Below are 12928 nucleotides of genomic sequence, written 5' to 3' on the forward strand. Positions count from 1 at the left end.
ATTGGATTTTTAAAGAAGATTATGCTATTGAAACACTAACTAAGCATTTCCAAACCGTTTCTTTAAAATGCTTTGGAGTGGAAGAGTTGAGAGAAGGAGTTATTGCGTCGGGGGCTATTCTTTATTATTTGTCTGAAACGCAGCATAATAGAGTGCAGCATATTACGGCGATTCATCGAATTGCTGAGGATGCTTACGTTTGGATGGATCGATTTACAATTCGAAATCTTGAATTATACCACAGTTACAATCCAAATGCCGTTACGCTATTGGATGTAATTGATAAAACGCTTTCGCCAATGGGTGGGCGTTTGTTAAAACGTTGGCTGGCTTTACCGTTAAAAGATAGCAATAAAATAAAGAGCCGCCATCAAGTAGTTTCTTATTTAAAAGAAAATCAAGACGTTTTAAAAAATATTCAAAATCAAATCAAACAGATTTCGGATCTGGAACGTTTGATTTCAAAAATTGCAACAGGTAAGGTTTCGCCTCGTGAAGTGGTTTATCTAAAAGAATCGTTGGATGCCATTATTCCAATCAAGATATTGGCTTTGTCTAGTCCTCAAGAAGCTGTAAAGGTAATCGGTGACAGTTTACATAGTTGTGATTTGTTACGTGAAAAAATACAAGTTACATTAAATCAGGATGCTCCCGTGGCAATTGCCAAAGGGAATGCGATTGCCAAAGGTATTAATGCTGAATTGGATGATTTGCGTGCAATATCCACTTCGGGGAAACAGTTTTTGGAAGGAATTGAGAAAAGAGAATCCGAGCGTACAGGGATTTCTTCATTGAAAATATCGTTCAATAATGTTTTTGGTTATTATATCGAAGTTAGAAATACGCATAAGGATAAAGTTCCTGCAGAGTGGATTAGAAAACAAACGCTAGTAAGCGCTGAACGTTATATTACCGAAGAGCTGAAAGAATATGAAACTAAAATTCTAGGTGCGGAAGAGAAAATTCAAAAAATTGAAAGCGATTTATTCGAACAATTAGTGAGCTGGGTTGCTACCTATATCAAGCCGGTTCAGATGAATGCTAATTTGGTGGCGCAATTGGATTGTTTATGTTGTTTTACACAATTGGCAATAGAAAATAAATACGTTTGTCCAGAAATTGATGAAACATTCGAACTGGAAATTAAAGATGGAAGACACCCCGTAATTGAAAAGCAATTGCCTGTTGGAGTGCCATATATTACCAATGATGTTTTCTTGGATAGAGAAACGCAACAATTGATTATGATTACTGGACCCAATATGTCGGGTAAGTCTGCAATATTGCGTCAAACGGCTTTGATTGTATTGCTGGCGCAAATGGGAAGTTTTGTGCCTGCAGAAAGTGTTCGAATGGGGATTGTGGATAAGATATTTACCAGAGTGGGAGCTTCAGATAATATTTCGATGGGAGAATCTACTTTCATGGTCGAAATGAACGAGACAGCTTCTATTTTGAATAATATATCTGATCGAAGTTTAGTATTGTTGGATGAAATTGGAAGAGGAACAAGCACCTATGACGGAATTTCTATCGCTTGGGCAATCGCCGAATTTTTACATGAACATCCATCAAGACCTAAGACATTGTTTGCAACGCATTATCATGAATTGAATGAAATGAGCGAGACAATGCCTCGAATCCAGAATTACAATGTTTCTGTAAAAGAATTAAAGGATACAGTGCTTTTTATTCGAAAATTAGTAAAAGGAGGAAGTGCTCACAGTTTTGGTATTCATGTGGCTAAAATGGCGGGTATGCCACAGCTGGTGATTTCAAGAGCGCAAAAAATGTTGAAGAAATTAGAGAAAAACCATTCGAGTGATGTATTAAACGGTATAAAATCAGAAAAGGAAGAAATGCAAATGAGTTTCTTTAATCTGGATGATCCTTTGCTGGAAGAAATAAAAGAAGAAATCGTTAATTTGGATATAAATGCCATTACTCCTGTTGAAGCATTGATGAAACTTAATGAGATTAAAAGGATGTTATCTAGGAAATAGTTTTAGATTTAAAGTTATCGTTGTCAGAACGTTAAATTTTATCTTTGTTTTTTTTGAAAAAAAGGTTTGTGTAATTGAATAAAAGTTCTAAATTTGCAACCGCAATATAAAACAAGTATTGCGGTTCTTTTAAGAATGAAATGCGAAAATAGCTCAGTTGGTAGAGCGCGACCTTGCCAAGGTCGAGGTCGCGGGTTCGAGCCCCGTTTTTCGCTCCAGAATTGCATAATGCTCGGATGGTGAAATTGGTAGACACGCTGGACTTAAAATCCAGTGAACAGCAATGTTCGTGCGGGTTCAAGTCCCGCTCTGAGTACAAGAAAGCTTCAAACTATGTTTGAGGCTTTTTTTATTTGTGCAAATTATAATGGCAAACTAGTTTGTGTGTCAGTGATTTAATCTTTTGTTTGAAATCAGTAATCTAAATTTTAAATTCTAAAATCAAATGGGTGCTTTTGTAATTAGTAAAAGATTTGATGATCAATATAAGTTTGTATTTACTTCAAGAAAAGGAAAAGTTATTTTTACGAGTATGAAGTATGAGCTTAAGTTTGAATGTGAGGAGGCGATTGAATATTTTAAAAGCAATATTAATCTGGCGACTTTTGATAAGCATAAATCGGCTGGGGGAAAATATTTTTTTAAGCTGTTTTTGGATGGAGCGCCTTTTGCTTTAAGTAGAAAATATACCACTGAATTAAGGGTTCAGAAAGGAATTGATGAAATCATGAAGCATGCATCGGTTTCGGAAATATTGGATTTCTCGGATAATGATTTGGTTTTTTTAGATTAATTATTGGGATTGAATAAAGATTAAAAAAAAATACCATCACGATTTCGGGATGGTATTTTTTTTGGTGTCTTCTCTATAGTGTGGGGGTTATATTTTTGTTGAGAAGTAGCCATAAAAAAAGCTGCATTGAATGCAGCTTATTTTTTTCTAGCGTAATTTGAAATTACTTAGCTGGAGCAGCAGCAGGAGCAGCAGCAGCAGTAGTGTCAGCAGCAGGAGCTACAGCAGTAGTGTCAGCAGCTACAGCAGTTGTGTCAGCAGGAGCAACAGCAGTAGAATCTACAGCAGTAGTTTCTTCAGCAGGAGCATCAGCTTTTTTACAAGATACAACAGTTAATACAGCAACAACAGCTAAACTTAAAAATACTTTTTTCATCTTAATTTAATATAAAGGTTAATTATTAATTCGTGGCAAAGATATAAAATTTTTAATATGTAAAATATTTTTTCATTTATTTTTTAAAAATAATTTTCAATCAGAGGGTTAGCTTTTTCTTTTAGGGAATAAAAAATAAGTAAATAATTACAAATTATAAAATAGCGTCCTGTTTTATGAGGTTTTATGCTTCCTTTTTATTCGTCTAAAATAGTTGTAATTCTTTTATTTTGAGCATTTCTTGTGAGTTATTTTTTCTAAAATACTGTTAGTAGCTCCTTTGTTTTTTTGTACAAAAGTGCCACAAATTTCTCCTTTTTGATGTCTTTTGTCAGGGTCTTGGATCAATGTTGAAAACGCAATTTTGAGTTCTTTGGAATCATTTATTGAGATACAGCCTCCAATTTTTACTAAATTAATGGCTTCATCAAAATGAGAATAATTTGGACCAATTACGATAGGGATTCCAAAAGTAGCTGGTTCTAACAAGTTGTGCACTCCTGGATTTCCAAAACCACCACCTACGTAGGCAATGTCTGCATAACTGTAAATTCTTGTCAGTATACCAATAGTGTCAACTATAAATACTTCAAATTGTGATAAATCTTTGTTTTCTTTTTCTGAAAATAGTACTGTTTTTTTAGTGATGCTATTTTGCAGTTGCTTGATTTGTTCGGGTTTTATGTTGTGAGGTGCGATAATGAATTTAACATCGTCAGCGCATGAGTTGATGTATTCTGAAAGTATTTTTTCATCTTTAGGCCAAGAGCTTCCTATTACGATTGTTATTTTGTTGTTTTTAAACTGGTCTATAAAGTCCAAAGTGTTGTCTTTTTCTAAGATTGCAACAACTCTGTCAAATCTAGTGTCGCCAGAAACAATGACGTTTGTCTTCCCTAACTGCGTGATAAGTTTTTTTGAGTTCTCATTTTGCACAAAGAAATAGGTAAATGTGTCTAATGCTTTTCTGTAAAAGCCACCGTACCATTTGAAGAATAATTGCTTTTCTCTAAAAATACCTGAAATCAAATAAGTTGGAATGTTTTGTTTTTGCAATTGGTCTAAATAATTAATCCAAAATTCATATTTAATGAAGAATACAAAGTCTGGATGCACTAATTCTAAAAAGCGTTTGGCATTTTTTGTGATGTCCAAAGGCAGATAAACCGTTGCGTCGGCAACTGTATTGTTTTTTCGAACTTCATAACCAGAAGGAGAAAAAAAGGTAACTACAATTTTATGGGTTGGATACTTTTCTTTGATTTTTTCAATGATGGGAAGCCCTTGTTCATATTCGCCTAAAGACGCAGCATGGAACCAAATGGTTTTATCATTGACTGATAATTTTTGTTCCAAAATTGTAAAAACATCTTTCCTGCCATCAACGAAAAGTTTCATTTTAGGGCTGAAAAGCGCTATGATTTTTAATAAAAATTGGGTGAATAGAATGGTTGAATTATAAAGAAAATGCATCGATAATTTTTTTTGTAAAAATACATTTTCTTTGTGTTATTTTCTTCCCTAATAAATGTTTAAATTATGGTTGTCGGGAACCCACTTTTTATTTCTTCGGAAAAATATTTTTTATTGTGGGTTTGATTGGTTTAAACTCATTAAATAACTATTTTTGTTGTGCTTGTTTGGGGTGGTTAAATTGCAGTGAAATTTGACCTTAAAGCAAGTTTACTTCTATTAATTGTTCCTGTGAAAGGCATGGGATGCTAAAAAAGAATACATGAAAAAAATACAAATGGTTGACTTAAAAAGTCAATACGATAAAATCGCAGCAACTGTAAATGCTTCGATTCAAGAAGTTTTGGATACCAATACTTATATTAATGGGCCACAAGTTCATACATTTCAAAAATCATTAGAAGAATATTTAGATGTTAAGCATGTAATTCCTTGTGCTAACGGAACTGATGCTTTGCAAATCGCGATGATGGGGTTGGGTTTGAAACCAGGTGATGAAGTTATTACAGCCGATTTTACTTTTGCTGCTACTGTTGAGGTAATTGCTTTGTTGCAATTAACTCCTGTTTTGGTTGATGTTGATATGGACAACATGAACATTTCTATTGAGGCTATAAAAAAAGCGATTACTCCAAAAACTAAAGCAATTGTACCGGTTCATTTATTTGGACGTGCTGCCAATATGGAAGCTATTATGGCTATTGCCAACGAACATAATTTATACGTAATTGAAGATAATGCACAAGCCATTGGTGCTAATTGTACATTTTCGGATGGGACAAAAAAGAAAGCTGGAACTATTGGGCATGTGTCTTCTACTTCTTTCTTTCCATCTAAAAATTTAGGTTGTTATGGTGATGGTGGAGCTATTTTTACCAATGATGACGCTTTAGCACATATAATTCGAGGTATTGTAAATCATGGAATGTATGAGCGTTATCATCATGATGTTGTGGGAGTAAATTCTCGTTTAGACAGCCTTCAAGCAGCTGTACTTAATGCTAAATTACCTTTGTTGAATTCATATAATACCGCACGTCGTGAAGCAGCTGGGAAATATAACGCGGCTTTATCCGGACATTCTAATATTGTAATTCCAGAGTTCGATTCAAATGGAGATGATCACGTTTTTCATCAATATACTTTGCGAATTATCGATGCAAATCGCGATGGATTGATGCAACATTTGTTAGGGAAAGGAATTCCATGTGCTATTTATTATCCAATTCCATTGCATTTGCAAAAAGCTTATTTGGATGTTCGTTACAAAGAAGAAGATTTTCCAGTAACGAACCAATTGGTAAAAGAAGTGATTTCATTACCGATGCATACAGAGATTGATGACGAACAGATTAAATTTATAACGGATTCAGTTCTGGAATATTTAAAATAATTTCCATAGAGACGCTATTTATAGCGTCTTTTTTATAAAAACAAACATGAAAATACTAGTAACAGGAGGTTTAGGTTTTATTGGTTCCCATACTGTAGTAGAATTGCAAAATGAGGCCTTTGATGTTGTAATTATTGATAATCTTTCCAATTCTTCCGAAGAAGTTTTAAAAGGAATTGTTGCCATTACGGGCAAAATGCCAATTTTCGAAAAGTTGGATTTACGTGAGAAAAAAAGCGTCCAGGATTTTTTTAAAAAGCACAATGACATTAATGGAGTTATTCATTTTGCAGCTTCTAAAGCGGTAGGTGAAAGCGTTGAAAATCCGTTGCTATATTATGAAAATAATATTGCTGCATTGGTCTATATTTTGCAGGAATTAGGAAAAAAGCCAGAAGCTAATTTTATTTTCAGCTCGTCTTGTACGGTTTATGGTCAAGCCGAAAAAATGCCAATTACCGAAAATGCTCCAGTTCAACAGCCAATGTCTCCTTATGGAAATACAAAAAAAATAGGGGAAGAGATTATTGTTGATGTCGCAAAAGCAACAAATATCAACGCTGTTTTATTGCGCTATTTCAATCCGATTGGTTCACACCCTTCAGCCGAAATTGGGGAGTTGCCATTGGGTATACCACAAAACTTAGTGCCTTTTATAACTCAAACTGGATTTGGTTTGCGTAAGGAGCTATCTGTTTTTGGAGATGATTATCCTACGCCAGACGGAACTGCAATTCGTGATTATATTCATGTAGTTGATTTGGCGAAAGCTCACGTTATTGCATTGCAGCGTTTGTTGAATAAGAAGAATGTAGAAAAAGTAGAAACTTTCAATCTGGGAACTGGAACAGGAAGTTCTGTATTGGAAGTGATTCACAGTTTTGAAAAAGTGAGTGGTAAAAAGCTCCCTTATAAAATTGTTCCCCGTAGGGAAGGGGATATTACCGAAGCTTATGCTAATACCGATAAGGCCAATAATGTGCTGGGATGGAAAGCGCAATCAACTTTGGATGAAGCCATGGCCAGTGCCTGGAAATGGGAACAGAAGATTAGAAGTTAGATTTCAGAATGCAGATTTCAGAATAAATGAATCCCAAACTATCAGATGATAATTTGGGATTTTTTTTAATGAAAATATTTTTTAAAAAATCCTCACAAATATCAGTTTATGAGGATTCTAGAGTATAATCTATAAGTCTGCAATCTTCAGCCTAAAATTTAAGCATTAGCAGTCGTCGCTTCTTTATCAATTTTTCCAATCAAACCAGCTAATACTTTTCCTGGACCTACTTCGGTAAACAAAGTTGCGCCATCGGCAATCATTTGTTGTACAGATTGTGTCCAACGTACCGGAGCAGTCAATTGGATGATTAAGTTTTTCTTGATTTCGTTGGCGTCAGATACTGCAGTTGCCGTCACGTTTTGATACACTGGGCAAATAGGAGTTGAGAATGTAGTTGCTTCAATTGCAGCAGCAAGTTCTTCTCTTGCAGGTTCCATCATTGGTGAGTGAAAAGCTCCTCCAACTGGCAATAATAATGCGCGTTTAGCTCCGGCCGCTTTCATTGCTTCACAAGCTTTTTCTACTGCAGAAAATTCTCCTGAGATTACTAATTGTCCAGGACAATTGTAATTAGCAGCTACAACAACACCATCAATAGATGCACAAACTTCTTCAACGATATTGTCAGCCAATCCCAAAACGGCAGCCATTGTAGAAGGCGTGATCTCGCAAGCTTTTTGCATTGCCAAAGCTCTTTGTGAAACTAATTTTAATCCGTCTTCAAAAGACAAAGCGCCATTGGCAACCAATGCAGAAAATTCACCCAAAGAGTGTCCTGCCACCATTTCCGGTTTGAAATTTTCCAATGTTTTGGCTAAAATAACCGAGTGCAAGAAAACTGCCGGTTGCGTTACTTTAGTTTCTTTCAATTCCTCAGCAGTTCCTTCAAACATGATGTCGGTAATGCGGAAACCTAGGATTTCATTTGCTTTTTCGAATAATTCCTTTGCTAATGGAGAGTTTTCATATAAGTCTTTGCCCATTCCCGTGAATTGTGCGCCTTGACCTGGAAATACATATGCCTTCATAATTTTTTGTTTCAAGTTTAATGTTTAAAGTTTTCAGGTTCTCAAAAGTGAAAAACAAAAAACCGACTGCAAAAGTACTATTTTTTTTAGGAGCAGCAATTTTTTTGCACATCAAGAACAATTCTCCTGCCCCCGAAAGCTTTCGGGGTTCTAATCTTTTTGTCCGCCAAAAAGCATTCAAAAAGAATTTTCCCTTCCATCAGGGCTGGAGGAGATTGTTTTGCTTTTTATAAGAGGGAAAGTATTTAGGATTGGTTGTAATATGATAATTATCATACACTTAAGTTATTTTTTATTTGTAAATTTGATTGTGTTTGATTTAAAAATATTTTTAAAAAATCCACTACTATTTCTAAATAGGAAAGTACTTAGCCGGCATTAATAAAAACATGCAAGTCCCCAATTTGATTTAATGAAGTTGTGCTCCATTAAGATAATAAAATGGCATGATAACTAAGTTGCCTTTCTACTACAACCAAAAGATGTTTGCTTATTGTTTTATAATTTAAAAATTTTAATTTATGAAAGTCTCTGTTACCCGAAAAAGTGTAAAGTTTTTTCCCGATTCCAGCAGGGTTGTTGCTCGGTATTTCATGAGTGGAGAAGGAAGAACCCGAGAATTAGTGAGTCGTATACTGGCGATGAACAATCAGGAAGTAAATCATACTTTGGAACAAATATACAGAGAGTTTGCAAGGCGTCACCGAAATCTTTCGTATATATTTTATAAACATTGCGAAAATATTAGATCCATAATTGAAGAAATGCAGGTTAATTATGAAGAGCTTTCAGAGGAGAGAAAAAAGCTTATCGGTTCTTATCTTACTATGGAGTATTCCATAGAATCGTCAGCATTTTTTAATCCTTCCATAATAGAGGATTTTGACCAATCGAGTCTGGAAAAGGGAGAAAAACGAGTGGTTATTTCATTTCGAGCGACTGGAGAAGGACACGTGTCATCTGTAGTATTTAGAAGAGGGATTCTCGATAAAGACAATAATCTGCGAATGATGCGAATAGGGGACAACATTGAAAAAGCAGAGGTTTCGCATAAAATGATGTTTAATAAAAAGCGAATTATATCCAAATTGGCGGATATGCATACTCTGGATATTTACTCCTCTTTCTTGTGTGATATGCCCGAAGTATTCGAGTATTCAATGTTCAGAGATATACTAAATAAAGAATTAGAAGATCCAAATATAAGTAAGGAAAAAAAGGAAGCTTATAAAGAAGTGCTTTGGTTGATGGATTCTTTTTATGATATCCAATTCAAGCATGATTCGGATATCTCGGAGCGTGTTATATTTCCAATATCAGATGCTGAAAGTCGTGGGATTGAAGATGCCCGTTTTGTTCGTTTTGTAAATGATGATAATTCCGAAAGTGTTATGGGAACCTATACAGCTTACAATGGACATGCTATCCTTTCAAAATTAATTACTACGGAGGATTTTTATACTTTTCGCATAATGCCGCTACACGGCAAAGATTCACAGAGTAAAGGAATGGCATTATTTCCTAAAAAAGTTAAAGGGAAATATGCTATGTTGTGCAGGGTAGATGGGGTTAATAATTATCTAATGTATTCAGACAGGATAAATGAATGGGAAAGCCCGAAAATTATCCAGAGACCTGAATATCCATGGGAATATACGCAAATTGGGAATTGTGGCTCCCCCTTGTGGACTCAAGAAGGGTGGTTGGTTATTACACATGGAGTAGGGGCAATGAGACGTTATTGTATAGGAGTGGCATTATTCGACTTGGATGACCCTTCCAAAGAAATTGGTAGGTTGTCCGAACCTTTACTGACTCCTTTGGAAGATGAGCGTGAAGGATATGTTCCTAATGTAGTCTATTCCTGTGGCTCCATTATTCATAATAACAGTTTGATATTACCATACGCTGTTTCGGATTATTCTTCTACTTATGCCGTAGTGGATATGGTGGAATTAATGGTTGCCTTGAAAAACAGTAAAAAGTAATTACTATGATTTGATCCTAATTTAAAATGGATTCTAAGCACAAATTAAAATAGTAAAATAAGTACAAGTGAAGCCAAAAAAAAGCAAAACCATTCTGTTGATGAGTTCTTATCCACCTAGGCAATGTGGGTTGGCAACTTTCTCTAGTGATGTAGTTAATTCCGTTAGGTTAGTCTTTGGGGATTCACTGCCCATAGAGGTATGTGCTTTGCAAAAAGAAGAAAATCAATTTGAATATGGTCTTGATGTGCATTATGCGTTAACCGTTTCTTCTATTGATGAATATCGTGTCTTGGCAGAAAAGATTAATAATCGAGATGATATTGGTATGGTTTGCATTGAGCATGAGTTTGGTCTTTTTGAAGGAGATTATGGAAATTATCTGTTATCCTTTTTATTAGCCATAAACAAACCCATAGCAGTGGTTTTTCATACGGTATTGCCAGAGCCCAATGATAAATTAAAAAAAATAGTCAAGGCGATCATTGATTTGTCGAACAAAATTGTGGTACTGACCAAAAGATCTCAAGAAATTTTAATAAGGGATTATGATTGTCTGGAATCGAAATTAAGGATAATTCCCCATGGTACTCATATGGTGCTTTGGAATCAAAAGGATAAATTAAAAAGAGAATTCAATTATTCAGGTAAAACAGTATTGTCAACATTCGGTTTAATCAGCGACAATAAAAATATAGAAACCGTTTTGTATGCTCTTCCTGAAATTATTGCAAAACATCCTGAAGTTATCTATTTGGTCATCGGGAAAACGCATCCCGAGGTTTTAAAAAAGGAAGGTGAGAAATACCGTAATATGCTTATGGAGACCACCAAAAAACTTCATATCGAGAACAATGTTTTCTTTGTTAATGAATTCCTGGAGTTAAAACAGCTGCTGAACTATTTGGTTTTGTCAGATATTTATTTATTTGCTTCCAAAGACCCCAATCAGGCTGTGAGCGGAACTTTTGCGTATGCAATGAGTTGCGGTTGTGCGATTATTTCAACTCCGATAGCCCACGCTATTGAGGCTCTGAACTCTCATATAGGAATATTGTTGAATGAGTTTGATAATGTAGACGAATTTAAAAGTGCCATATTGGAATTAGTTGAAAATAAAGAAAAACGATTGGGAATGGGGAAAAAGGGCTATGCTTTTACCCATGAAACAACTTGGGAAAATATTGCTTTAAAGTACGGATTCCTCTTTGCTGAAGTGACAGAAAGTAAAGGGAAACTAAGATTCAATTTTCCACCCATAAAGTTGGATCACATCAAAGAGTTAACGACAGATTATGGGATTCTTCAGTTTTCAATATTCAGTCAGCCAGATTTATCATCAGGCTATACTTTGGATGATAACGCTCGTGCATTGATTGATATGGTAATGTATTATGGTAAGAGCTCGGATCCTATTGCCTTAAATCTTGCATCAATCTATTTGAATTTTATTGCAGAAATTCAACGGGAAGATGGTAGATTTGATAATTACAAAGATATTAACCGCCAATTGACAAAGCAAAATGGGTTGGTAAATCTTGAAGATTCCAATGGAAGAGCATTGTGGAGTTTGGGTTTTACGTTGTTCTATCAAAAAAAACTTCCGATAGATTTAGTTCAACAAGCCCAAAAATTATGGGATAAGGCCGCTGTGCATATCGATGAGGTTACTTCACCTAGAGCGATTGCTTACACACTTAAAGGACTTTATTATTACTATCAGGTTAATCAGGAGGAGGCAATTAAGAAATATATAGTACAACTAGCTGACAAATTGCTGAATCATTATCATATCAACTCCGATGAAGAATGGTGTTGGTACGAAGACTATATGACTTATGCCAACAATGTGCTTCCAGAGGCAATGCTTTTTAGTTTTTTGGTTACAAAAGATTTAAAATACAAAAAAATAGCCTTGGTTACCTTCGACTTCCTCCTGTCGCATTATTTTATGAAAGGAGAATTTAGTGTAATTTCAAATAGAGGGTGGTTTGTTAAGGGAGAGAAAAAAAACACTTACGGAGAACAACCCATTGAAGTAGCGACAACAATTATTACCTTGCATTTGTTTTATGAAGTAACTGGAAATGTCAAATATAGAAATCAACTAAATATAGCATTTTCATGGTTTTTAGGGAATAACCATCTGAATCAGATTATTTATAATCCAGTAAACGGAGCTTCTTACGATGGGCTTGAAGAAAAAAATGTCAATATCAATCAAGGTGCCGAATCCACGCTTTGTTTTTTTAAAGCACAGCTTGTCATGAATAAGTATAAGGATTATGACAAGTACAGACATTTAGATACAAAGAATACTTTTGCCATTTGAAAATAGAATCTTAAAAAAAATGACCGAAAAAGAAAAAATGCTTTTGGGCGAAATCTATTTTGCCAATGATAAACAGCTTAGCGAAGAACGTACCAGAGCCAAAAAATTATTGCATAAATTGAATGTCACCGAATATTTGATGAACGGGAAATCACGTGCGATTCTAAGGGAGTTAATGCCGAATTCTCATAAACGATTGTATATAGAGCCGCCATTTCACTGTGATTATGGATACAATATTCATTCTGGGGAGAATGTGTATTTTAATGTCAATTGTGTGGTTTTGGACACGATGAAAGTCACCATTGGAAATAATGTTTTCTTCGCGCCGGGAGTTCATATTTATACCGCGACCCATCCGCTCAATGCTATTGAAAGAAGAACTGTCGAAAGTTCAGAACCCGTGTCGATTGGTGATGATTGTTGGATAGGAGGGAATTCCGTGATTTGTCCGGGAGTTACTATTGGTGCCGGTTGTG

Annotated in this window: 10 protein-coding genes and 2 tRNA genes; 9 read left to right on the forward strand and 3 right to left on the reverse strand. The window is 35.1% G+C overall.

Annotation, left to right across the window (positions count from 1 at the left end):
* The 4 genes from mutS to VFS71_RS01850 form a co-directional block, all read left to right on the forward strand.
* Positions 1–2003: DNA mismatch repair protein MutS (gene mutS, locus VFS71_RS01835; RefSeq protein ID WP_326399023.1), on the forward strand; the 2003-nt coding region annotated here is incomplete at its 5' end.
* Positions 2004–2145: 142 nt separating this feature from the next.
* Positions 2146–2221, forward strand: a tRNA-Gly gene (locus VFS71_RS01840).
* Between the two features lie 12 nt (positions 2222–2233).
* Positions 2234–2319, forward strand: a tRNA-Leu gene (locus tag VFS71_RS01845).
* A gap of 129 nt (positions 2320–2448) precedes the next feature.
* Positions 2449–2796 (forward strand): DUF1508 domain-containing protein, encoded by a 348-nt coding sequence (locus tag VFS71_RS01850; RefSeq protein WP_326399024.1) that lies wholly within the window; start codon positions 2449–2451, stop codon positions 2794–2796.
* A gap of 163 nt (positions 2797–2959) precedes the next feature.
* On the opposite strand, the gene VFS71_RS01855 is transcribed toward VFS71_RS01850, so the two are convergent.
* Positions 2960–3172, reverse strand: a complete 213-nt coding sequence (locus VFS71_RS01855) for a hypothetical protein (RefSeq protein ID WP_326399026.1) — start codon at positions 3170–3172, stop codon at positions 2960–2962.
* A 225-nt stretch (positions 3173–3397) separates the two neighbouring features.
* Complete coding sequence (locus tag VFS71_RS01860; protein ID WP_326399027.1) at positions 3398–4645, reverse strand: 3-deoxy-D-manno-octulosonic acid transferase; 1248 nt, start codon at positions 4643–4645, stop codon at positions 3398–3400.
* 262 nt (positions 4646–4907) lie between these two features.
* Between VFS71_RS01860 and VFS71_RS01865 the strand changes: the two genes are divergently transcribed.
* The gene (locus VFS71_RS01865; protein WP_326399028.1) at positions 4908–6038 is read left to right on the forward strand and encodes a DegT/DnrJ/EryC1/StrS family aminotransferase; all 1131 of its coding nucleotides are present in this window, start codon (positions 4908–4910) and stop codon (positions 6036–6038) included.
* 46 nt (positions 6039–6084) lie between these two features.
* On the forward strand, positions 6085–7098 hold the full coding sequence (gene galE, locus VFS71_RS01870; protein WP_326399030.1) for a UDP-glucose 4-epimerase GalE: 1014 nt from the start codon (positions 6085–6087) through the stop codon (positions 7096–7098).
* A 158-nt stretch (positions 7099–7256) separates the two neighbouring features.
* On the opposite strand, the gene fabD is transcribed toward galE, so the two are convergent.
* Positions 7257–8129, reverse strand: coding sequence for an ACP S-malonyltransferase (gene fabD / locus VFS71_RS01875; protein ID WP_326399031.1), 873 nt, complete (start codon positions 8127–8129; stop codon positions 7257–7259).
* Positions 8130–8650: 521 nt separating this feature from the next.
* Here fabD and VFS71_RS01880 point away from each other — a divergent pair.
* The 3 genes from VFS71_RS01880 to VFS71_RS01890 all read left to right on the forward strand — a co-directional run.
* Positions 8651–10117: a glycoside hydrolase family 130 protein gene (locus tag VFS71_RS01880; protein WP_326399033.1), complete on the forward strand. Its 1467-nt coding sequence runs from the start codon at positions 8651–8653 to the stop codon at positions 10115–10117.
* Positions 10118–10184: 67 nt separating this feature from the next.
* Positions 10185–12449 carry a glycosyltransferase gene (locus tag VFS71_RS01885; RefSeq protein ID WP_326399034.1) on the forward strand — a complete coding sequence of 755 codons (2265 nt, stop codon included), beginning with the start codon at positions 10185–10187 and terminating at the stop codon, positions 12447–12449.
* 19 nt (positions 12450–12468) lie between these two features.
* On the forward strand, positions 12469–12928 hold a 460-nt coding region (locus VFS71_RS01890; RefSeq protein WP_326399036.1), incomplete at its 3' end, for a sugar O-acetyltransferase.

This window comes from Flavobacterium sp., assembly GCF_035760125.1.
Lineage (GTDB): Bacteria > Bacteroidota > Bacteroidia > Flavobacteriales > Flavobacteriaceae > Flavobacterium.